Origin of the sequence: Rhizobium sp. FKL33 (assembly GCF_005222915.1) — a bacterium.
In the GTDB taxonomy this organism is placed as follows: Bacteria; Pseudomonadota; Alphaproteobacteria; order Rhizobiales; family Rhizobiaceae; genus Rhizobium_E.
Genome location: NZ_STFX01000019.1, coordinates 61,272 through 82,793 on the forward strand (window position 1 = coordinate 61,272; position 21,522 = coordinate 82,793).

Here is a 21,522-nt window from a genome sequence, read left to right on the forward strand (position 1 = left end):
TCGAGCACGGCGCCGGCGTCTTCGTCAGAGATGTCCCGACCGCCTGTTTGCGAGGGGCGGCGCTGACCGTCAGCCTGCGAGCAGCCGCTTCAGGCCGCTGCCGTCGCCATTCATGATATTGAGCGCCTGCGCCCGCAATGCGTCGCGGGTCACGGATGCGAGAAGACCGTCGATTTCCTTGCCGATATCGGCGAAACGCGTGTCGCCGACAGATGCGGCCACCTGCTCGTCGTACGGCGCCCGCGCCGCGTCGAGCCGGCTGCCGGCCTTGGCGAGATCCGCCGCGATGGAGACCAGCGCGCCGCGCATGCCCTTGAGATCGTCAGTGGTCACGTCGTCCGAGATCGAGATTTCCCGCGACAGGTCCTGACCATAGGCCGCTTCGTCGGACAACAGGTGATAACCGCCGATTTCCTCTTCCTCCGACGCGCCATAGGGGCCGGTGAGAATGCCGTCCGCCGCGTCTGCCGAACTGATCAAGACGACTGTCGACAAGGAGGCTGCATCGTTCTCGTTTCCATCGAAGGACGGCAGTTGCTTGTCCTGCGGCGACTGGCCGAAGTCGAGCGTGAGCCAGTTCACGCCATCTCTCTCGGCGGCGGCGATCTCCGCCCGCAGGAGGTCCTTCAACATCTCGATATCTGATCCAAGTTCCTCGCGGCGGCCGGGCTCCTTGATCGCGGCGTCGAACTTGCCGAGTATGCCGGCCACGGTTTTCTGGACCTTGCGCAGGCCGACATCGGCCGCATCCAGGCCCGCGGAGACCAAATCCGTTTCTCCAAGCGCGGCATCGGAAGCAGAGGAGGGTTCGGGAGGCGACGGATCGGCAGCCGGCGGCGGCGCGTCGATGCGCGGCTTCACCTCTAACGACGCGTCAATGGTCGGAGGTTTTTGCTTTATCCAGAAGGGTATGACTGGCCCCAACAGACTTGCTTTCATGGATCGGTTTCCCTGTTTGGGAAAACAATAAGGACACTGCCTCGCCATTCCGTGAAAATAAGTAGTAAATAATATTCAAATGCCGCCGAAACCTGTCTGGCGCAACGCTTCGCCGGCGATCATCGCCGCCGACATCGCCACATTGATCGACCGGCGACCCTCCCGCATCGGAATGAGGATGCGGGCGTCGGCTGTGTCGTGGACGTGATCTGGCACGCCGGCGCTTTCGCGGCCGAACAGCAGGATATCGCCGGCGGCAAAGGAGAAATCGGTATAGGGCAGGGCCGCCTTGGTGGAGGCGAGAACCAGCCGTCGGCCCTGCTCGGCCCGCCAGGCTTCGAAATGCGCCCAGTCGATATGTCGGTTGAGGCTTGCCGCCTCAAGATAGTCGAGGCCGGCGCGGCGCAGATTGCGGTCCGAGGAATCGAAGCCGGCAGGCTCGATGAGTTCCACCGTGAGACCGAGACAGGCGGCGAGCCGCAGGACCGTTCCTGTGTTGCCGGCGATATCGGGCTGATAGAGCGCGATCGACAAACCCGCCATGGCGCTTTCATCCTCTGTTTTGCTGCGATGGCGGACGGGTAGCGTCTCTGTGCCCAAATGGCAACATTCGGCTGATGGAAGATGTTTCTCGCGCGAAACGGCAATGCCGGGGCTGGCGAAATCTCCGATTTGAGGTTAGTTAAGATCCTGTTTTAACGCGGTTAGGGAGGACGCTATGGATAACATCGCTGTGGTCGGCGTTCTCATTGCTTGGCGCGCGCTTCGCCGCTGAATCTTCCCCGCGCTTTCTCTTTTTATAAAAAATCTGCCTTGCCGCCGGCGCAGTTGCGTCTTGAGCTTCATCCGTAGTGAAGCGCGGCAGCCTCCAATGGAGACATCGTCATGTTCGCCTGGTTCGAAACCCGCGTGAATCCCTATCCGGTCGAGGAGCCCTCACAGCCGCCCGCGACGCTCTACGCCTTTATCCTGCATTATTCCCGTCCGGTTCTGGGCTGGCTGATCCTGATGGCGGTGGTCACCGCAGCGATCGGCGTGGGCGAGGTGATGCTGTTCAATTTTCTCGGCCAGATCGTCGATTGGCTGGCGAAGTCGGATCCCAAGACCTTCTTCGCCGATGAAGGCGACACATTGCTCGCCATGGGCGTCTTCGCGCTCATCCTTCTGCCCGGACTCGTCGTGTTCCAATCGCTGATCGTGCATCAGGTTCTGCTCGGCAATTATCCGATGATTGGCCGCTGGCAGATGCACCGCTATCTGCTGCGTCAGAGCATGACGTTCTTCGCCAATGAATTCGCCGGCCGCGTGGCGACCAAGGTCATGCAGACCTCGCTTGCCGTGCGCGAAGTGGCGATGAAGGTTCTCGATGTCTTCGTCTATGTGTTGAGCTATTTCATCTCGATGTTCGCCGTGGTCGGCGCCGCCGACTGGCGGTTGATGGGCCCTTTGGCGCTGTGGGTGATCTGCTATGCTGGCTTGCTCACATATTTCGTGCCGCGCCTGCGCAAGATCTCGGAAAAGCAGGCCGACGCTCGCTCGATGATGACCGGCCGGATCGTCGACAGCTACACCAATATCGCCACGGTGAAACTGTTCTCGCATGCGGGCCGCGAAGAGGCCTACGCCAAACGCGGCATGGACGAGTTCCTGCAAACGGTGCATGGCCAGATGCGCTATGTGACAACGTTCCACGCGCTCGTTCACGCCAACAACGCTGTGCTCGGCGTGCTCACAACGGCGATGTCGATCTGGTTCTGGACCAATGGATCGATCGAACTCGGGGTGATCGCGGTCGCGATCTCGCTTGCCCTGCGCATCAACGGCATGTCGCAATGGATCATGTGGGAAGTCTCGGCCCTCTTCGAGAATATCGGCACCGTCTATGACGGCATGGGCATGATGTCGAAGAAGCAGGACATTCTGGACAAGCCCAACGCTCCGGCGCTTGAGGCCGACAAAGGCGGCATCGACTTCGATCGCATCCGCTTCCATTACGGCAAGAGCAAGGGCGTGATCCAGGACATCTCGCTCACGATCAAGCCGGGCGAAAAGGTCGGTCTGGTCGGCCGCTCCGGCGCCGGCAAGACCACGCTGATGAATCTGCTCCTGCGCTTCTACGATCTCGAAGGCGGCCAGATCCGCATCGACGGGCAGAACATCGCCGACGTGACGCAGGACAGCCTGCGCGCGAAGATCGGCGTCGTCACGCAGGACACGTCGCTTTTGCACCGTTCGGTCCGCGACAACATCGCCTATGGACTGCCCGGCGCCAGCGACGCCGAGATCACCGAAGCGGCCAAGCGCGCCAATGCCTGGGAGTTCATCGAGACGCTCGTCGATCCGCAAGGGCGCAAAGGGCTCGACGCCCAGGTCGGCGAACGCGGCGTGAAACTGTCTGGCGGCCAGCGCCAGCGCATCGCCATCGCCCGCGTCTTCCTGAAAGACGCGCCGATCCTGATCCTCGACGAGGCGACCTCGGCGCTGGACTCCGAGGTCGAAGCGGCCATCCAGGAGAACCTGTTCGCGTTGATGGAAGGCAAGACGGTGATCGCCATCGCCCACCGCCTGTCGACGCTGACGGAAATGGACCGATTGGTGGTGCTGGACAAGGGCGCGATCCACGAGGAGGGCGCACATGGCGAACTCGTCGCCCAGGGCGGCATCTATGCCGATCTCTGGCGCCGCCAGTCCGGCGGTTTCCTAGGGGACGAAGCCGAGGCGGAAGCCGCCGCGGAGTAAGCCCGCAGCCAATCGCTCACTCCGCCGCCTCGGATCCCGTCAGGTCCGGGGCGGTTTTTTGTTCCGCAGCGGCGACGGTGAGGCGGTAGCCGAGCGCGGCCAAGACCGCCAGCAACGATTTCAAGCTGGGGTTGCCCTCTTCGGAGAAACTGCGATAGAGGGCCTCCCGCGCAAGTCCGGTTTCCGACGCTAGGCGGCTCATGCCGGCGGCGCGAGCGACGATTCCGATAGCGTGCGCGATATAACGGGGATCCCCCGTCTCGAACGCGTCATCCAGAAAATAGGTTTTCGCCTCGTCGCTGTCGAGATATTCGGCCGGGTCGAATACCGTCAGTTCTTCCGCCATGTCAGAACTCCAAATTGTTGAGCATTGATTTCGCTCGTTCAATGTCCCGCTTCTGGCTTCCCTTGTCTCCGCCGCACAGGAGGATCACAATCTTTCCACTGCGTCGAGTAAAGTAGATCCGTAAGCCCGGTCCTTGGTGAATGCGCATTTCCCAGAGACCTTCGCTCAAGTGCTTCACATCGCCAGCGTGCCCTGCGCCGAGCCGGGCGACCCGTGCGGTGATCGCCGCTGTCATGGAGGGTTCCCGTATGTCGCACAACCATTTGCGAAAGGTTTTAGTCTGGACGATCTCAAGCATTGTAACCCATATGTTACAAATAATGAAGGGAACTTTGAAACAATATCGCGGAGCCAACTGCTCCAGACTATAATGGCCATGATCAGCCATTGGGCCAAGGCGTCAATATCGGCGTATCAGAGACTCCGTCCTTGTACCGCCATCAAAAGTCTTTATAGCCCCATCATGATCTTTCGCTCCATTTCCCGGCTGTTCGAAGGCTGGATCGATCCGTTTCGTCCCCGCGCCGATTATCGTCCGCCCGAAAAGGCGCTGGCCTTCGTTTGGCATTTCGTCTCCCAGGCCAAAGGCGCCTTTTTCGCCATGCTCGCGCTCGGCGGCGTGGTGGCGATGCTGGAGGCCGGGCTGTTCTGGTTCACCGGCCGGCTCGTCGACATTCTCGACGCCGCCAAGCCTGCCGATGGCTGGGCGGGCCTCATCGGCAGTCATGGTCTCGACCTTATCGGCATGGCCTTCATCGTGCTGGTCGTGCGCTTTCTCGCCATCGCGCTCGGCGCTTTGGTGGAGGAGCAGACGGTGGTGCCGGGCTTTTTCAATCTCGTGCGTTGGCAGGCGCATGCGCAGGTGTCGCGCCAGTCGCTGACCTTCTTCAACAACGAATCCTCCGGTCGCGTGGTCAGCAAGGTCTGGTCCGCGGGCCAAGCCACCGGCGATCTCATGGTGTCGCTGTTGCAGGTCGTCTGGTTCATGCTCGTCTACACCATGACGACGCTGACGCTGATCACCAGCCTCGATCTCAGGCTCGGCGGCATCGTCGCGGCCTGGATCGTCGTCTTCGGCCTGCTCGCCCGCTATTTCGTGCCGCGCGTGCGCAAGCATGCCCGGGAGACGGCGGAAATGTCGTCGATGATCAATGGCCGCCTGACCGACAGCTACGCCAATATCCAGACGCTGAAGCTGTTCAGCCGGGAAGAAGACAACGACCGCTTCATCAGCGACGGTTTCGAGCAGTTTCGGCAGACGCTGATCCGCTTCACCCGCCATCTGACCGGCATCCGCGCCTCGCTCGCATTCCTCTCGGGTCTGATGATCACCGCCATCGGCGCCATGGCGATAGATCTCTGGATGCGCGGCGAGATCACCACGGGATCCGTCGCGTTCACGCTCGGCCTCGTGCTGCGCATGAACATGCTGCTCGGCCGCATGATGGGCCAGTTCAACGCGGTGATGCGGAATATCGGCACGATCCAGAATTCCGCCGAGATGTTGTCGGCGCCCATCACCCTCACCGACAAGCCTGGCGCGCCTGAACTCATCATGCGCGAACCCTCGATCCGCTTCGAGGATATCCGCTTTCACTATGGCCGCGAGGCGGGCGTGATCGAGGGGCTGTCGCTGGAAATCAGGGCAGGGGAGCGGGTCGGCATCGTCGGGCGCTCTGGGGCGGGCAAGTCGACCCTCGTCAATCTGCTGCTGCGCTTCTACGACGTGCAGGGCGGCCGCATTCTCGTCTCCGGGCAGGATGTGCGGGAGGTCAAGCAGGAAAGCCTGCGCAAGCATATCGGCATGGTCACACAGGACACGGCGCTGCTCAACCGTTCGATCCGCGACAATATCCTGTTCGGCCAATCCGATGCGACGGATGCGGCGATGGTCCGAGCCGCAGCGGAGGCCGAAGCCGATGGCTTCATCGCCGAACTGGTGGATTACAAGGGACGCAAGGGTTATGACGCCCATGTCGGCGAGCGCGGGGTCAAATTGTCCGGCGGCCAGCGCCAGCGCGTGGCGATTGCCCGCATGCTGCTCAAGGACGCGCCGATCCTCGTCTTCGACGAGCCGACTTCGGCGCTCGATTCCGAAGTCGAGGCGGCGATCCAGGACAATCTGGAGCGCCAGATGCAGGGCAAGACGGTGCTGGTCATCGCCCACCGCCTGTCCACCATTTCCCACCTCGATCGGCTCGTGGTCATCGATGGCGGAAAGATCGTCGAAGAAGGCGCCCATGAGACGTTGATCGCCCAAGGCGGCATCTATGCGGATCTCTGGGCGCGGCAATCCGGTGGGTTCATCGCGCCCGACTGACGGCCCTCATTCGTCCCAGACGATCTCGCTGATCAGGCCGTAATGGTTCGAGCCGATCGGATCGGGGATGCGCTCGAGCGAAGCGATCTTCACGCCGCCGCGGGTGAAGACATGGTCGATCGCCATGCCGATCAGCGGCAACGCGACCGGCCAGGTGTTCGGCTCGGTCTCTGCCGTCCGGAGGCCGGTCCTGCGCAGGAAGGCGCGGATGTCGGAGAGCAGGATCGAGGCGTTGAAATCGCCCGCGAGCACCATGGGGCCCGAATAGGCCTCGAGGCGGCGGGCGACCTGCGCCAGTTCGATCTCATGGAAATTGTCGAAATACGGCTTGGTCAGGTGGACATTGGCGAAATTCACCACGCGGCCGTCGAAATCGATGCTGGCGAGCATCAGCCGGTCGCGATAGATCGGGCTGGCGGTAAACACCTCGCCGCGCAGGAAGGGCCGTTTCGACCAGAGAGACTGATCGCAGGTGATTGTCTTGGCGCCGCAGCCGAGCCGATAGGGATAGACTGCCTTGATGCGATCGATCTCGGGCCCGATCGGCGCCGATTCCTGGATGAAGACGACATCGGCTCCGGAGCCGATGATGTAATCGGCGATGCGCGGACCGCCCGGACCGTTATTCCCCATGATATTGAAGGATAGGAAACGCAAAAGCGGCTTGGCGTTTTGCGCTCTCACAGGCTCCTGACGGAACTCTCCGAGCATGAAAACGCCATGAGCGCCGATCGCCACGGCGAGCGCCATCATCAGCGCCGCGATCACGTTGCGATGCAGCAGGAATGCGAAACCGGCGATCAGAAAAGCCAAGATCGCCGCCTGCACTTGAAAACTAGAAATTGTAAAAAATATCCATGAATTCGAGATATATCTGCCAGTTAACGCGATCAGCAGCAGCGCCGAAAGCGTGCCGAAAATGGTCGAAATCGTCTTCATGATCCGGGCTCAAAATTATTGCGCTGCAGCGCGCTACCATCTGGGAATGTCGGGCGCAATTGCGATTTGTCAAACGCTGATGCGCCGAGGATCTTATTTTGCGCAGATTGCGGCGAAGAAGTGGGAAACTGGTCCCGACCGCCGCGACAATCTGCCCCCATCCCATTGCCAACCCTAGACTTAATCTGCAATCAAGCATAGAACGCAATTTGAAAGTTGGGGAATCTAAGGCCGTATCGCGGCTGTCGGAGAACTTTCATCTAATCTGGTTTAAATCGACTCTGCGCAAAGGATGGGAAAACCGTGAGCGGACACGAGACGACAAGCGGGGATGCAGGCGGGCCGACCCGTCGCGATTTTCTTTACCTCACGACAGGCATGGCGGGCGCGGTCGGCGCCGCAGCTGTCGCCTGGCCTTTCATCGATCAGATGCGCCCTGATGCGTCTACTTTGGCTCTCGCCTCCATCGAAGTGGATGTCGGCGCGCTCGAGCCCGGCATGTCGCTGACGGCGAAGTGGCGCGGCAAGCCGATCTTCATCCGCAACCGCACGCCGGAAGAAGTCGAAGCCGCCAACAAGGTCGCTCTGGCGGATCTCAAGGATCCGGTCGCGCGCAACGGCAATCTGCCGCCCGACGCGCAGGCGACGGACGTCGATCGTTCGGCCGGCAAAGGCAAGGAAAACTGGATTGTGATGATTGGCTCCTGTACCCATCTAGGCTGCGTCCCGCTCGGACAATCCGGCGATTTCGGCGGATGGTTCTGTCCCTGCCATGGCTCGCATTACGATACTGCGGGCCGCATCAGAAAAGGCCCGGCGCCGCAGAACCTTGCGATCCCGACCTATTCCTTCGTTTCCGACACTGTGATCAAGATCGGCTAAGGGGGGCTGCGGATCATGAGCGCTGAACATCACTCGACCTACGAGCCGCGCACGGCTCTTACCAAATTCATCGATTCGCGGCTGCCATTGCCGCGCCTGATGTATGATTCCTTCATTGCCTATCCGGTGCCACGCAATCTGAACTTCGCTTATACGTTCGGGGCGATGCTCGCGGTCATGCTGATCGTCCAGATCCTGACGGGCGTCGTGCTCGCCATGCATTACGCAGCTGAAACGACGGTGGCTTTCTCCTCCGTCGAAAAAATCATGCGCGACGTCAATCACGGCTGGTTGCTGCGCTATATGCACGCAAACGGCGCGTCGTTCTTCTTCATCGCGGTCTATCTGCATATCGCCCGCGGCCTTTATTACGGCTCCTACAAGGCGCCGCGCGAAATCCTCTGGATCCTCGGCGTTGTCATCTATCTGCTGATGATGGCGACCGGCTTTATGGGTTACGTGCTGCCCTGGGGTCAGATGTCCTTCTGGGGCGCGACCGTCATCACCGGCTTCTTCTCGGCCTTCCCCTTGGTGGGCGAGTGGATCCAGCAGTTCCTGCTCGGCGGTTTCGCGGTCGACAACCCGACGCTCAACCGCTTCTTTGCGCTGCATTACCTGCTGCCCTTCATGATTGCCGGCGTCGTGATCCTGCATGTCTGGGCCCTGCATGTGACCGGCCAAACCAACCCGACCGGCGTCGAGGTGAAGTCCAAGACCGACACCGTGCCGTTCACGCCCTATGCAACCATGAAGGACGCCTTCTATACGGTGCTCTTCCTTCTCATCTACGCCTATTTCGTCTTCTACATGCCGAACTTCCTCGGCCATCCGGACAACTATATCGAGGCCAACCCGCTGAAGACGCCTGCGCATATCGTGCCTGAATGGTATTACCTGCCGTTCTACGCCATGCTGCGCGCCATCACCTTCAATGTCGGCCCGATCGACTCCAAGCTCGGCGGCGTGCTGGTGATGTTCGGCGCGATCATCGTGCTGTTCTTCCTGCCCTGGCTCGACACGTCCAAGGTTCGCTCGGCGGTCTATCGCCCCTGGTACAAGACCTTCTTCTGGATCTTCGTGGCCAATGCGATCGTCCTCGGCTGGCTGGGCTCGCGTCCTGCGGAAGGCGTGTACGTGATCCTGTCGCAGATCGGCACCGCCTACTACTTCGGTTTCTTCCTCGTGATCATGCCGCTTCTCGGCCTGTTCGAGACGCCGCGTCGCATACCGAATTCGATCACGGAAGCCGTGCTCGAAAAGACCGCCAAGGCCTGAGGGAGAGGATGAGAACCATGAAGACTGTGTTTAAGTCCCTTCTTGCCGCCGCCGTCATCGCGGGCGCCGCCTTCGGCGTCGCCTCGGCGGCTGAAGAGCACGACCTCAAGGCGCAGGTGGAACACGCCATCGCCGGCGGTCACTTTCCGGTGCTGAAGCCCGAGCAGGAAAACTGGACCTTCGCCGGCATTTTCGGCAAGTATGACAAGGCCCAGCTGCAGCGCGGCCTCAAGGTCTACAAGGAAGTCTGTTCGGCTTGCCATTCGATGCATCGGGTGGCCTTCCGCAATCTGGAAGATCTCGGCTACACCGAGGCGCAGGTGAAGGCTTTCGCCGCCGAATATGAAGTGCAGGACGGCCCGAATGCGGATGGCGAAATGTACACCCGCAAGGCTGTGCCGTCGGATTATTTCCCGTCGCCCTTCCCGAACACGGAAGCTGCTGCGGCCGCCAATGGCGGCGCGGCGCCGCCTGATTTCTCGCTGATCGCCAAGGCGCGCGGCGTGGAGCGCGGCTTCCCGCAGTTCATTCTGGACATGATCCCCCTCGTGGGCGGCTATCAGGAAGGCGGCGCGGACTACATTCACGCATTGCTGACCGGCTATCAGGAAGCGCCCGCCGGCGTGGAAGTCGCGGAAGGAACGCATTTCAATCCGCACTTCGTGTCCGGCATCGCGCTCAAGATGGCGCAGCCTATCTCCGACGATCAGGTGACCTATGACGACGGCTCGCCGCAGACGCTGGACCAGTATGCCCGCGACGTCTCCGCTTTCCTGATGTGGGCCGCCGAGCCCAAGCTGGAAGAGCGCAAGCGCACCGGCTTCATGGTGATGGTGTTCCTCGCCGCGCTGTTGGGCCTGGTCTATCTGACCAAGAAGTCGGTCTACGCCAACAAGCATTGATCGACGGGATACGAAAACATGAGGAAGGCGGCTCCCGGGCCGCCTTTTTTGCTGGCGTCGGTGGCTGTCGTTGATATGGTCCCTCCGCTTCAGCTCTTTGCTCGCAACGGATAGACCTTCACTATGACAAGCCTCCAGGACGATCTCGTTTCCGCCATCCGCAACATTCCGGACTATCCCAAGCCCGGCATCATGTTCCGCGACATCACCACGCTGCTCGGCAATCCGCGGGCTTTTCGGCGGGCCATCGATGAGCTCGTGCATCCCTATGCCGGGACGAAGATCGACAAGATCGCGGGCATCGAGGCGCGCGGCTTCATTCTCGGCGGCGCGATCGCCCATCAGCTGTCCGCCGGCTTCATCCCGATCCGCAAGAAGGGCAAGCTGCCGCATGACACAGTGCGCATCGCCTACAGCCTGGAATATGGCGTGGACGAGATGGAGATGCATCGCGACGCCCTGCAGCCGGGCGAAAAGGTGATCCTGATCGACGATCTCATCGCCACCGGCGGAACCGCCGAGGGCGCCGTCAAGTTGTTGCGGCAGATGGGCGCGGAAATCGTCGCGGCCTGCTTCGTGATCGACCTGCCGGAACTCGGCGGCCGCAAGAAGCTCGAAGATCTCGGCGTGACCGTGCGCACGCTAATCAGCTTCGACGGCCACTGAACGCCAGCAGGACGCCGCTTTGGGAGGAGCGCATCAATGAGCAAGACGGCACTGATCTTCTGGGGCGGCTGGGACGGACATACGCCGCGCGAAAGCGCCGAGCGCGTCGCCACGCTGCTTCGCGCTCATCGTGTCGACGTCACCATAGGCGAGGGCACGAAGACGCTTCTCGAACATGATCTCACGGGCTTCGACCTGATCGTGCCGATGGTGACCATGTCGACGATCGAGAAGGAGGAAGTCGCGGTGCTTCTGCGCGCCGTCAAGGGCGGCGTCGGACTCGCGGGCTTCCACGGCACGATGGGTGACAGTTTCCGCAACGAGGTCGAGTATCAGTTCATGGTCGGCGGCCAATGGGTCGCCCATCCCGGCAATATCATCGACTACCGCGTCACCGTGACCAAGCCGGATGATCCGATTATGGCCGGGATCTCGGATTTCCCCTATCGATCCGAGCAGTATTACATGCATGTCGACCCCTCCAACGAGGTGCTGGCGACGACGCGGTTTTCGGGCGAGTATCTCGATTTCATCGACGGCGTTGAGATGCCGGTGGTGTGGAAGAAGCGCTTCGGCCAGGGACGCGTCTTCTATTCCTCGCTCGGCCATCAGGCGAGCGAATTCGACGTGCCGGAGATGCGGACCATCTTCGAGCGCGGCGCGCTCTGGGCGATGCGGTGAAGGGGTAGCGGTCGCTTTACTATGGATGCGGCGTAATCGCGATCACAGTAATTTGCGATTTGCTGGGGCCGTAGAACCAGAAGATCCGATAGGCCCCCGGCGTATTGTTTTCGGCATAAGCCTCGAACACATCCTCGCCGTTGGGCCCTGACAGCGAAGTGAATTTGTGTGTGTTCAGGCCGGGATGTCTGGGGTTTGATTGCAGATAGGCCAGCGCTTTGCCAACCGCCTTCCAACGCTTGTTGAGTGCAGGATCGGTTTTCAGCGCTTCAATCGCCCGGAGGGCTTCATCGGTGAGAAAGAGGGTAAAGCCATTACTCATCGACCTCTTCCAGGAATGAGGAGAAGTCGGGGGCCTTTGTCAATCTTCCTGCCTTTGCGTCCGCGAGCCCTCGTTCGACCTGAGCAATGGCGGTCGGATTTTTCCGCAACCATGCCTCATCCGAGGGTATGTCAGAATCCGGCTGCAGGAGCAGGCTTCCGTCCGCGCGCTTGCTGACCGTATAGCTGCTCACGCCTGCGGCAAGGGCGCCAAGGTTGATGCGCCCATCTGCGTCCGGCTTTACGGTGATCGCTTTCCTTGCCATGACCTGACTTCTCCGCTCGTTTGAAATGTCGCACCGAGCGCCGAGGAATTCAAGGCATTACACAAACTCCACCACCCGGCTGTCGAAGCGCATCACCGCCTCGCCGTTCTGGTTGACGCCTTCGAAGCGGATCTCGCAGATTTCGTAGTCCGGCCGATAACCCGGCCCGTCGCCGAGGAAGGTCAGCGAGAAGGAAATGGTGTCGCCGGCGAAGACCGGCTTCAGCCATTTGAGATCGCGGATGCCGGGGGAGGGACCGAGCTTCGGCGGCTCCAGTCCCTCAGCCCGCAGGCGGACCGCTTCCTTCTGATGATGAGCGACGTTCAGCTTCATCGCTACGGCGGCGACGTGCCAGCCGGAGGCGCAGAGGCCGCCGAACAGCGAGGCTTTCGCCTTTTCCGCATCGAGATGAAAGAAATGCGGATCGTATTTCGAGGCGAAAGCGATGATGCTCTCGGCGTCGAAATGATAGGAGCCGATCGCGACAGGCTCGTTGAGGGGCATCAGATCGTGGACTCTCATGCGGCGGCTCCCGCGCGCATCCGGAACAGGCCGGGGTTCTCCATCGCCATCACCAGTTCGCCGCGCTGGTTTCTGACCTCATGGCGCAGCTTGACCAGACCAATGCCGGGGCGGGATTTCAGCGGCCGCGTTTCGAGCACCTCGGCGACGCCCGTCAGCGTGTCGCCCGCCAAAACAGGCTTGCGCCATTCGACGAAGTCGATGCCGGGCGAGCCTTCGCTCGAGGAAAAATGCAGGAGATTGTCGTAGTAGAGGCGCATGAACATGGCGCAGCTATGCCAGCCGGAGGCCGAGAGACCGCCGAGAATGCTGGCCTCGCCGGCTTCCACGGAGAGGTGAAACGGTTGCGGATCAAACTCCTGCGCGAACTCGACGATCTCGTCGGCGGTCATCGTTTTCGAACCGAGATCGAAGCGCCGACCCGGCGTCATGTCCTCCCACCAGTAAGCGATTTCGCTCATGATCCTTGCTTTTGCCTCCTGAAACGTTTCTTTGGAATAGTGCCGCGCGGAGATGATGCAAGTGAAATATGACTTATCGGATTGGGAAAAACGTCGCCGGGGACTGACGCCCCTCTTGGAAGAAGCTGCCGCCGCCGGTCTCGTCGCGCCCGGCAAAACGGCGCCGTTGATCGAGTTTCTCGTATCGCGCGGGGCAGCGCTCGGTCAGCCGCCGCAGCCGCTTCTGGCGGAAGGCGAGGCGGGCAGCCTGAACACGCCGATCGCCGCGGAGCCGAGCGTCGGGTTGGAAGAGTCCGAAGCGCCGCGCTTCATTCGCGGCTTTCACGATGTGCTGATCACCATCGGTCTGGTGATCGGGTTGATTGGATTGGGCGGCTTGTGGTCGGTGCTGGCTGTGATCCCAGCGGTGATCGCGCTGTCGGAAATTCTCGTGTTGCGCCAGCGGCTGGCGCTGCCGGCGGTGGCGCTCACTTTGGCCTTTGCGGGCGCCTCCAGCTTTGCGGTCGCCAGCCTGCTCGAAGGCAAATTGGGTGATTGGGAATGGGTTGCGATGTCGTTCGCCCCCTTCGTGATGTTGTCGATTTATTACTGGCGCTATCGCGCGCCGATCGCGCTGGCGCTTGCCGCCATTTCGGGCTTTGCAGCGAACGTGTTCTTTATCGGCGCGGCTCTCATGCAGTGGACGGACAATGATCTGCTGTTTGTCAACCAGCCCTGGTTGATCTCGGCGCTGATCGGCCTCTTCGCGCTCGCCTCCTTCGCGACAGCGCTGCATTTTGATCTTTCGGACCGCGCCCGCGTCACCCGGCGCTCAGACGTGGCTTTCTGGCTGCATCTCGCAGCGGCGCCGGCGCTGCTCTACACAGTCATCAGCCTTGTCTACCTGCGCGATCCCAACGCGTCCTGGTTCGCCGACGGCACGACCGTCGGGCAGGCCGCGGCGATCGTGGCGGCAGTGGCCGCGTTGATGCTGACCGGCATCCTGCTCGACCGCCGCGCCTTCGTGACCTCGGGATTGCTGTCCTTCGGCTACGCCTTCAAAATCCTTCTCGACGAGGGCGGCGTCAGCGGGTTGTTCTCCTCTTCCGATACGCTGCTGTTCGTCATTCTCTCGGCGGTCGGCGCGGTGGTGCTGAGCCTGGGGATCGGCTGGAAGGCGCTGAGGAAGCGCTTGCTGGGGATACTGCCTCAGGCTCTCCGCGATCGGCTGCCGCTCAGTCCCTGAAACGAAAACGGCTCCGCGCCAGGCGGAGCCGTCCAGTCTGGGTTTAACCTGGCGCCGTCTCAGGTGTTGAAGCGGAAATGGATGACGTCGCCGTCGGCGACTACATATTCCTTGCCTTCGTCGCGCGCCTTGCCGGCTTCCTTGGCAGGCACTTCGCCGCCGAGGGTCACGAAATCCTCGTAAGCGATGGTGTTGGCGCGGATGAAGCCGCGTTCGAAATCGGTGTGGATGACGCCGGCGGCCTGCGGGGCCTTGGTGCCGCGCACGATCGTCCAGGCGCGGGTTTCCTTGGGGCCGACGGTGAAATAGGTGATGAGATCGAGCAGGTGATAACCGGCGCGGATCAGCCGGTCGAGGCCGGCTTCCTCGAGCCCGAGCGCCGAGAGGAATTCCTTGGCTTCGTCATCGGGAAGCTGGGCGACTTCGGATTCGATCGCGGCGGAGATCACCACGCATTCCGCGCCCTGCTCCTTGGCCATGGCGGCCACGGCTTCGGTGTATTTGTTGCCGGTCGCCGCATCGGCTTCGGCGACGTTGCAGACATAGAGCACCGGATGCGAGGTGAGGAGGTTCAGGCCCTTCAGCACCAGGATCTCGTCGGCGGCGAGCGTCTTGAGCAGCAGGCGCGCCGGCTTTCCGTCATGCAGGAGCTTGATGACCGCTTCCATCACAGGAAGCTGCGCCATGGACTCCTTGTCCTTGCCGGTGGCGCGCTTGCGGGTCTGCTCGACGCGGCGCTCCAGGCTTTCGAGATCGGCGAGCATCAGCTCTGTCTCGATCGTGTCGGCGTCGCCAACCGGATCGATGCGGCCTTCGACATGGGTGATGTCGGTGTCTTCGAAGCAGCGCAGCACATGCACGATGGCGTCGACTTCGCGGATATTGGCGAGGAACTTGTTGCCCAGGCCTTCACCCTTGGACGCGCCGCGCACGAGGCCGGCGATGTCCACGAAGGAGATGCGGGTCGGGATGATTTCCTTGGAGCCGGCGATCGAGGCCAGTTTCTGCATGCGCGGATCGGGAACGGCCACTTCGCCGGTGTTCGGCTCGATGGTGCAGAACGGGTAGTTGGCGGCCTGCGCCGCAGCCGTCTTGGTCAGCGCGTTGAAGAGAGTGGATTTGCCGACATTCGGCAATCCGACGATACCGCATTTGAAGCCCATGAAACTCGTCCGTCTGGTGATCTCTGTTGCCCCTGCCTATGCGGAAAGGGGAGGGCAAGGTCAAGACGATCAGGACTTTCGCGTCCATTTTATTGCCAAAGCGCCGATGGGTGGATACATCTCGGCTGGAGAGGCCGGTGATGAACACACGTTTTTCCGTCGCAACCCATATTCTGGTGATCCTGCATTGTCAGGATGGGAAGCCCGTGTCCTCCGATGTCATCGCCCAAAGCGTCAACACCCATCCTGCGCTCATCCGGCGCATCCTGACCCAGTTGTCGCGGGCGGGATTGACTCAATCCCAGCTGGGCGCGGGCGGCGGCGCGCTTCTGGCGCGGCCGGGGTCAACCATCACCCTGCGCGACGTCTATGACGCAGTCGATGAAGACGGCGATCTTCTCGGCGTCCATCCCGGCCCCAACCCTGATTGTCCCGTCGGCCGCAACATTCAGCAGACGCTGCGCGGGGAAATCAGCGAGGCCGTCAATGCGTTGCGGATCCAGCTGTCGCAGAAGACGATCGCGGCGCTTGCAGGCGATATCCTCGCTCTGTCCTGACGATAACGACATCGTGAAGACGTCTGAGGCGCGATGTGGTTTACAAATAAATGTAACAAAAATAGTAACAATAAGACATTTCAGAAGGAGTGACCATGTCCCTGTTCGCCACCCGTCGCGCTGCCCTCGGCGCATTCTTCGGTTTCGCCGCCAGCGTCGCAGGCTTCATCGCCGCGCCGTCATTCGCCAGCGAGCCTGTTCGCACCGAGCCTGAAAAGGCCGTGGTCGAACTCCTCAAGGTCTTCGAGACCGGGGACCTCAGCCGTCTGAACGTGATCAACCCGGACAAATATATCCAGCACAATCTCGACGCCGCCGACGGCCTGGCCGGTCTCAAGGCGTTCATCGCCGCCATGCCCAAGGGCGCGGTTAAGGGTGAGACGGTCCGCGTGTTTCAGGACGGCGACTATGTCTTCAGCCATGGCGTGGCGGAGATGGGCGGCGCCAAGCTGGTTGTCTTCGACGTCTTCCGCTTCGAAGACGGCAAGATCGTCGAGCATTGGGACAATCTGCAGCCGATGGCCGCGCCCAATCCTAGCGGTCACACCATGATCGACGGGCCGACCGAGGCTCGCGATCTCGACAAGACCGAAGCCAACAAGGCGCTGGTCAAGGCTTTCGTCAGTGACGTTCTGGTCGGCGGCAAGCTCGACGCCTTCGCCGCCTATGTCGATGGCGAGAAATACACCCAGCACAATCCGATGTTCGGCGATGGCGTCAAGGCTGTGGTCGCGGGCTTCAAGGGCGCTGCCGAGGCTGGCGTGGTGATCCGGTACGACGCCATTCGCAAGGTGCTCGGCAAGGGCGATTTCGTGCTGGTGATGAGCGAAGGCTCGATCAGCGGCAAGCCGATCGCCTTTTATGACATGTTCCGCGTCGAGGGCGGCAAGGTGGCCGAGCACTGGGATGTGGTGGCGCCGATCCCGCCGAAAGACCAGTGGAAGAATGCAAACGGCAAATTCTGAACCTGATCAGAGCTTTAGTCCTTGAAAAAAACGCCTGGGGGCCCCATGTTCCCAGGCGTCGCCGCATTCTGGGCCTGAAGACGCGTCCGGGCGGATACACAATTCGTACAGATCCCGAGGACCAGTCATCGGAGGCCGCCGGTGAGCGACAACAACACGATCGTCACCCCCAAGACCGTGGTCAAGCCGAAGGTGGAAAAACCCCGGCTCTACAAGGTGATGCTGTTCAACGACGATTATACGCCGCGCGAATTTGTCATCGCGGTCTTGAAGGCCGTGTTCAAGACCGGCGAAAGCGCCGGTTACCGCATCATGATGACCGCCCACAAGCTCGGCAAATCGGTGGTCGCGGTCTATACCCGCGACGTCGCCGAAACCAAGGTCAAGGAAGCGATGGACTGGTCCCAACAGGCCGGCTTTCCGCTGATGTTCACGGCGGAGCCGGAGGAATAGTCCGGCCTACTTCTTTTTCTTCTTCGGATTTTCCACGCCCAGCGCCTCGGCGGTGATCCAGAAGACCTCGCCTTCGGACTCGGCCGTATCCAGCCAGAAGAAGTCGAGATCCGGGAATTCCTCTTCGAGAAGCTCGCGACCGGTGCCGATTTCGCAGATCATGCCGCCGCCGGGATTGAGGTGCTTCGGCGCATCTGTGAGAATGCGGCGGACGAGATCGAGCCCGTCGGGTCCGCCGTCGAGCGCCATGGCCGGCTCGGTGCGATATTCTTCCGGCAGCACCGACATTTCCTCGTGATCGACATAGGGCGGATTGGTGATGATCAGGTCGAAGCGCTTGTTCTTGAACGGCGCAAAGAGGTCGCCCTGATGCAGCGTCAGCCGGCTTTCGAGCTCATGCTCGGCGACATTGAGCCTGGCGACTTCGAGCGCATCCTTGGAGAGATCGACCGCGTCGATCTCGGCGTTGGGGAACAGCTTGCCGGCGAGGATGGCGAGGCAGCCGGAGCCGGTGCAGATGTCGACCACGCTCTCGACGCCATAGGGATCGGGCAGATAGAGCGAATCTTCCTCGCCCGAATATTCGGTGAACAGGATTTCACCAATGAAGGAGCGCGGCACGATCACCCGCTCATCGACGAAGAAGCGGATGCCCTGGATATAGGAGCGGCCGGTTAGATAGGCCGAGGGTTTGCGGGTCGAGACGCGCGCCTCGATGCGCTCGGCGAGCAGGCGACGCTCCGCGGAGGTCAGACGTGCGTCGAGGAATGGATCGAGCGCGTCGATCGGCAGGTCGAGACTGTCGAGCACCAGGAAGGCGGCGTCGTCGACAGCGGTCGAGGTGCCGTGGCCGAATGTGAGGTTTTCGGCGCGGAAACGACTGATGGCGTAACGCCAGAAATCGCGGACTGTCGCCAGTTCGCCTGCAAGCTTGTCGAGATCCACCTTCACCGTCATCTAGCCCTCCATGCGCTGCGTTGCTTCGGGATACACGCAAGCTCGCGCCTCCGCCATATCAAAAGCCCGCCGTTCACCCGGAAATCGATCGTTAACTTTTTCCTTTAGGAGACGGTTGAAGCGCAGCTGTTATTCTTCGACAACGGTTACGGAGGCGACATGTTACAGGCCGGCGTCTATCATTATGTGATTGCTGGTCTCGGCTTCTGCCTGATCGGCGCTGTGGCCCATGCCGCGCGCGCGATCTTCAATGTTTTTCCCGACCGTCTGAGCGACAATGAGCGCATGGATATGATCCTCAGCGACGGCTATTCGCTCGGCGACAAGATCTTCGGCACGGAATATGACGACGCCGGCTACTACAGGCTCGATAGTCTGCGCAATCTCAAGAATTCGGTCGCGGTCACGCTGATCGGCGGCTGGGCGGCGATGCTGATCACGCCGGGCATGGCGCCGGCGATCGCTCAGTGCATCGAATGGGCGGAAGGCTGGATCTGGGATCTTTTCCTCCACAGGCTGGAGACGCTGACGCTCTGGTAAGCGGCGCCTAAAACCTTACCTGGAAGCCCTGTTTGGAAGCCGTCATTCCGCAAGCCTGATAGAAGGCGTAGACGGCGGGATCGGGTCGCCCGGTCATCAGCATCACCTTGTAGCAATCGGCTCTTCGCCCGGCCTCGATCGCCGCCGCCACCACGGCCTTGCCAAAGCCTTTGCCGCGATGGGACGACAGGCTGACGACATTCTCGATCAATCCATAGGGACGACCGCCGCGGGTGAGATTGGGCAGGATAAACAGCGTCGCCGTCGAGACGAGGAGACCAGCGAGATCGCCGACGAACACGCCGCCGGGCATCGCCAGCAAAGCGTTCAGCCGCGCCTCGGCGATCTCCGCCGACAGCTCGGGATCGTCCGGATTGAGCGCGCGGTAGAGCGCCAGAAGGCCCTCGAGGTCCTGGATGCCGGCGCGGCGGGTGCTGAAGTCCATGGCACACTCCCTTTCGCTCCTCCTGCCACAGATCGATGACGGAATGAAGAAGCCCGCCCGGAGATGCGCGCCGGGCGGTCTCCTCCACGTTCAGCTATGTCTTGAACGTCTTGACGGCATTGCCTCTTTCAAGGGTCTTGTTGGCCCGAAACAACTCTTCCTTTGAACGTTCGATCCGCCTTTCCGCCAGCATGTCCAGAATGCCCTGCAGGCGGCGGATGGCCAGCGCCTTGTTGCGATGTTGCGATCGCTCCTCCCGGCAGACGACGGTGACGCCCGACGGAATATGGGTCGCGCGAACGGCGCTGTCCGTTGTGTTCTGGTGTTGGCCGCCTGGACCACCGGCTTTCAGGGTTTCGAACCGAAGGTCGGCGATATCGATCGTCGCCTGATCAGCTTCGATTGCGGCCATATCGAGCGGCTGCACCCCGACGAACCAGTTTTGTCGGCCATGACCGGGCCTGACAGGACTCTTGAATACGAACTTTATCGTGCCCTGATATTCGCTGGCCATCTTTTCAGCGCCTGTGCCGCTCAAGGTCACGACAGCGGATCTGGGGCCATGGGCGTCCAACGCGCCGGGTGATGTGGCCTCAAAGACCAGACCGCGCGCCGCAGCGTCCCGCGCAAGGATTTGGAGGAGGCGCGCAAGCGCGATCCGGCACTCGACCGGGCCATTGCCGGAGGTTGCGAACAGATGAGTCTCAGTCATGACCCGTCCTCCTCAGCCGCGGCCGATCGATACGGTGGCCCCGTTGTTCTCGATCCGCGTCATGGTCCACCCTCTTATAAGTTATCAGGGGCTTCATGGCGGCCAAGGGTTCGATCAGTCCGAAGGACTGAAGATCTTTGACGACTTTGCCGGCGTCCTTGTAAGCGGTTGCGGCCTCCTCGATCAGAAGATTGCGATCATCGCAGATGGTTTGTCCGCGCCAGGGATTGGTTTTGAGGGCATCCCGCTCCGAGCGGTTCGCGCCTTCGCGGCCATGCATGGCGCGTCGGTCGTATTTTCGTCCAGCTCCGTGCGAAATTCCCCAGTTAACCCGCCCGGCAGCCGGCGTCGCCCTGACAATGTAGCTGAGGCTGGCGCGAGAGCCAGCGACCGGCGCAATGATGTTGGCAGACACTGCCGCTGCGCCCTTGTAGTGCACGACATCCCCACCCAGTCTCCGAACCAGATTGTGCGGGATGTCGGCAATCAATCGCGCTTCTGTCTTGAGCGCGGCTGCGGCCCGCTCAGCGATCATTCGTCGGTTGAGGCTGGCCCAGGCGACCGCTGCGTCATGCTCGATCAGCCACTCGCGACCCGCAGCATCGTCGGGATCCAGGCCATCGACCTGCAGGCCATGCTTCGTGAGATGGCGCTGAAAGATCGACGCGCCGAGCGCGCGCGACCCGGAATGAACGAGCAGATAGAGCGACTGGCTGTCGATCAACGCAGTTCCAGGGTCGATGATCTCATCGACGGCCTGCAGTTCACAAAAGTGATTGCCGCCGCCGATCGTGCCGAGATCATGATGGAAAAGATCGGATGGAAGACCCGCATCCACCAGTCTTTCCTGTGGGTCGCCGCACTCCATCTCTTCGAGCCGGCGAAACTGCAGCGCGGCTTTATCGATGCGTAGTTTACGAGTGGGCAAGTCCAAGGCGAAGAACGACATGCCACATCCAATATCCGCTCCTATCAGTTGCGGATGAAGACGATCTCCCCTGGCCGTCATGCCGACCGGGCCATATTTGCCGGGATGGAGATCCGGATAGCCAAACACGTCCTGAATGCCGCCGAGACGGGAAACGGTTTCGAGTTGATCAAGAGCCGCGCCTTCCATCCAGGCGGCTGCGGTGAAAATATGGTTGACCATCGCAGCACGCGATGTGTCTGGGGACGAAGCGTCCCCCGGAAGTTTGCCCATGTGAAATTTCCAGAAAATGGGTCATTGAGCCGGCGCAAAGCCGGT

The 21,522-nt window shown here is 61.3% G+C and carries 26 protein-coding genes; 12 read left to right on the top strand and 14 right to left on the bottom strand.

Annotation, left to right across the window (positions count from 1 at the left end; translation table 11 throughout):
* Window positions 1-69: 69 nt before the first annotated feature.
* A complete protein-coding gene (locus E8Q41_RS11845; protein WP_137155753.1) occupies window positions 70-768 on the bottom strand; it encodes a hypothetical protein in 699 nt (232 codons plus the stop codon).
* 246 nt (window positions 769-1,014) lie between these two features.
* Window positions 1,015-1,482, bottom strand: coding sequence for a tRNA (cytidine(34)-2'-O)-methyltransferase (locus E8Q41_RS11850; protein ID WP_137155754.1), 468 nt, complete (start codon window positions 1,480-1,482; stop codon window positions 1,015-1,017).
* Window positions 1,483-1,824: 342 nt separating this feature from the next.
* Between E8Q41_RS11850 and E8Q41_RS11855 the strand changes: the two genes are divergently transcribed.
* Window positions 1,825-3,678, top strand: coding sequence for an ABC transporter ATP-binding protein (locus E8Q41_RS11855; protein ID WP_137155755.1), 1,854 nt, complete (start codon window positions 1,825-1,827; stop codon window positions 3,676-3,678).
* Window positions 3,679-3,694: 16 nt separating this feature from the next.
* On the opposite strand, the gene E8Q41_RS11860 is transcribed toward E8Q41_RS11855, so the two are convergent.
* Entirely contained in the window at window positions 3,695-4,024 is a 330-nt protein-coding gene (locus E8Q41_RS11860; protein ID WP_137155756.1) for an addiction module antidote protein, read from the bottom strand.
* Window position 4,025: 1 nt separating this feature from the next.
* The gene (locus E8Q41_RS11865; protein WP_348640020.1) at window positions 4,026-4,412 is read right to left on the bottom strand and encodes a type II toxin-antitoxin system RelE/ParE family toxin; all 387 of its coding nucleotides are present in this window, start codon (window positions 4,410-4,412) and stop codon (window positions 4,026-4,028) included.
* A gap of 75 nt (window positions 4,413-4,487) precedes the next feature.
* On the opposite strand from E8Q41_RS11865, the gene E8Q41_RS11870 reads away from it, so the two are divergent.
* Window positions 4,488-6,344: an ABC transporter ATP-binding protein gene (locus tag E8Q41_RS11870; protein WP_137155758.1), complete on the top strand. Its 1,857-nt coding sequence runs from the start codon at window positions 4,488-4,490 to the stop codon at window positions 6,342-6,344.
* Between the two features lie 6 nt (window positions 6,345-6,350).
* Here the strand turns inward: E8Q41_RS11870 and E8Q41_RS11875 are convergent, their stop codons facing one another.
* Window positions 6,351-7,157, bottom strand: a complete 807-nt coding sequence (locus E8Q41_RS11875) for an endonuclease/exonuclease/phosphatase family protein (RefSeq protein ID WP_137155759.1) — start codon at window positions 7,155-7,157, stop codon at window positions 6,351-6,353.
* Window positions 7,158-7,586: 429 nt separating this feature from the next.
* Here E8Q41_RS11875 and petA point away from each other — a divergent pair, with 429 nt between their 5' ends.
* The 5 genes from petA to E8Q41_RS11900 all read left to right on the top strand — a co-directional run bounded on the left by petA (window position 7,587) and on the right by E8Q41_RS11900 (window position 11,689).
* Window positions 7,587-8,165: a ubiquinol-cytochrome c reductase iron-sulfur subunit gene (petA, locus tag E8Q41_RS11880; RefSeq protein ID WP_137155760.1), complete on the top strand. Its 579-nt coding sequence runs from the start codon at window positions 7,587-7,589 to the stop codon at window positions 8,163-8,165.
* A gap of 15 nt (window positions 8,166-8,180) precedes the next feature.
* Window positions 8,181-9,440 (top strand): cytochrome b N-terminal domain-containing protein, encoded by a 1,260-nt coding sequence (locus tag E8Q41_RS11885; RefSeq protein ID WP_137155761.1) that lies wholly within the window; start codon window positions 8,181-8,183, stop codon window positions 9,438-9,440.
* A 17-nt stretch (window positions 9,441-9,457) separates the two neighbouring features.
* Window positions 9,458-10,342 (top strand): cytochrome c1, encoded by an 885-nt coding sequence (locus E8Q41_RS11890; RefSeq protein WP_137155762.1) that lies wholly within the window; start codon window positions 9,458-9,460, stop codon window positions 10,340-10,342.
* Between the two features lie 123 nt (window positions 10,343-10,465).
* Entirely contained in the window at window positions 10,466-11,008 is a 543-nt protein-coding gene (locus E8Q41_RS11895) for an adenine phosphoribosyltransferase (protein WP_137155763.1), read from the top strand.
* Window positions 11,009-11,044: 36 nt separating this feature from the next.
* Window positions 11,045-11,689 (top strand): ThuA domain-containing protein, encoded by a 645-nt coding sequence (locus tag E8Q41_RS11900; RefSeq protein WP_137155764.1) that lies wholly within the window; start codon window positions 11,045-11,047, stop codon window positions 11,687-11,689.
* A 19-nt stretch (window positions 11,690-11,708) separates the two neighbouring features.
* Here E8Q41_RS11900 and E8Q41_RS11905 read toward each other — a convergent pair whose 3' ends face one another.
* From E8Q41_RS11905 to E8Q41_RS11920, 4 genes are read right to left on the bottom strand one after another with little or no spacing between them, the layout of a single operon-like run.
* Window positions 11,709-12,011, bottom strand: coding sequence for a hypothetical protein (locus E8Q41_RS11905; RefSeq protein WP_137155765.1), 303 nt, complete (start codon window positions 12,009-12,011; stop codon window positions 11,709-11,711).
* Window positions 12,004-12,276 carry a hypothetical protein gene (locus tag E8Q41_RS11910; RefSeq protein ID WP_137155766.1) on the bottom strand — a complete coding sequence of 91 codons (273 nt, stop codon included), beginning with the start codon at window positions 12,274-12,276 and terminating at the stop codon, window positions 12,004-12,006. The genes E8Q41_RS11905 and E8Q41_RS11910 overlap by 8 nt, the downstream gene beginning before the upstream one ends.
* 57 nt (window positions 12,277-12,333) lie before the next feature.
* Entirely contained in the window at window positions 12,334-12,798 is a 465-nt protein-coding gene (locus tag E8Q41_RS11915) for a MaoC/PaaZ C-terminal domain-containing protein (RefSeq protein ID WP_137155767.1), read from the bottom strand.
* Window positions 12,795-13,259, bottom strand: a complete 465-nt coding sequence (locus E8Q41_RS11920; RefSeq protein ID WP_137155768.1) for a MaoC family dehydratase — start codon at window positions 13,257-13,259, stop codon at window positions 12,795-12,797. Before E8Q41_RS11920 ends, E8Q41_RS11915 begins: the two co-directional genes overlap by 4 nt.
* Before the next feature lie 61 nt (window positions 13,260-13,320).
* Here E8Q41_RS11920 and E8Q41_RS11925 point away from each other — a divergent pair, with 61 nt between their 5' ends.
* Window positions 13,321-14,484 carry a hypothetical protein gene (locus tag E8Q41_RS11925; protein ID WP_246660168.1) on the top strand — a complete coding sequence of 388 codons (1,164 nt, stop codon included), beginning with the start codon at window positions 13,321-13,323 and terminating at the stop codon, window positions 14,482-14,484.
* 59 nt (window positions 14,485-14,543) lie between these two features.
* Here the strand turns inward: E8Q41_RS11925 and ychF are convergent, their stop codons facing one another.
* Window positions 14,544-15,647 carry a redox-regulated ATPase YchF gene (gene ychF, locus E8Q41_RS11930; protein WP_137155770.1) on the bottom strand — a complete coding sequence of 368 codons (1,104 nt, stop codon included), beginning with the start codon at window positions 15,645-15,647 and terminating at the stop codon, window positions 14,544-14,546.
* A 140-nt stretch (window positions 15,648-15,787) separates the two neighbouring features.
* On the opposite strand from ychF, the gene E8Q41_RS11935 reads away from it, so the two are divergent.
* From E8Q41_RS11935 to clpS, 3 genes are all read left to right on the top strand, one after another.
* The gene (locus E8Q41_RS11935) at window positions 15,788-16,204 is read left to right on the top strand and encodes an Rrf2 family transcriptional regulator (protein WP_137155771.1); all 417 of its coding nucleotides are present in this window, start codon (window positions 15,788-15,790) and stop codon (window positions 16,202-16,204) included.
* Between the two features lie 95 nt (window positions 16,205-16,299).
* A complete protein-coding gene (locus tag E8Q41_RS11940; RefSeq protein ID WP_137155772.1) occupies window positions 16,300-17,169 on the top strand; it encodes a nuclear transport factor 2 family protein in 870 nt (289 codons plus the stop codon).
* Window positions 17,170-17,310: 141 nt separating this feature from the next.
* Entirely contained in the window at window positions 17,311-17,622 is a 312-nt protein-coding gene (gene clpS / locus E8Q41_RS11945; protein ID WP_137155773.1) for an ATP-dependent Clp protease adapter ClpS, read from the top strand.
* Window positions 17,623-17,628: 6 nt separating this feature from the next.
* Here clpS and prmB read toward each other — a convergent pair whose 3' ends face one another.
* Window positions 17,629-18,579, bottom strand: a complete 951-nt coding sequence (gene prmB / locus E8Q41_RS11950; RefSeq protein WP_137155774.1) for a 50S ribosomal protein L3 N(5)-glutamine methyltransferase — start codon at window positions 18,577-18,579, stop codon at window positions 17,629-17,631.
* Window positions 18,580-18,738: 159 nt separating this feature from the next.
* Between prmB and E8Q41_RS11955 the strand changes: the two genes are divergently transcribed.
* Window positions 18,739-19,119, top strand: a complete 381-nt coding sequence (locus tag E8Q41_RS11955) for a hypothetical protein (RefSeq protein WP_137155775.1) — start codon at window positions 18,739-18,741, stop codon at window positions 19,117-19,119.
* Window positions 19,120-19,126: 7 nt separating this feature from the next.
* Here the strand turns inward: E8Q41_RS11955 and E8Q41_RS11960 are convergent, their stop codons facing one another.
* The 3 genes from E8Q41_RS11960 to E8Q41_RS11970 all read right to left on the bottom strand — a co-directional run bounded on the left by E8Q41_RS11960 (window position 19,127) and on the right by E8Q41_RS11970 (window position 21,477).
* Window positions 19,127-19,564, bottom strand: a complete 438-nt coding sequence (locus E8Q41_RS11960; protein ID WP_137155776.1) for a GNAT family N-acetyltransferase — start codon at window positions 19,562-19,564, stop codon at window positions 19,127-19,129.
* 94 nt (window positions 19,565-19,658) lie between these two features.
* On the bottom strand, window positions 19,659-20,276 hold the full coding sequence (gene prfH / locus E8Q41_RS11965; RefSeq protein ID WP_137155777.1) for a peptide chain release factor H: 618 nt from the start codon (window positions 20,274-20,276) through the stop codon (window positions 19,659-19,661).
* Entirely contained in the window at window positions 20,269-21,477 is a 1,209-nt protein-coding gene (locus tag E8Q41_RS11970) for an RNA ligase RtcB family protein (protein WP_137155778.1), read from the bottom strand. Before E8Q41_RS11970 ends, prfH begins: the two co-directional genes overlap by 8 nt.
* Between the last annotated feature and the right edge of the window lie 45 nt (window positions 21,478-21,522).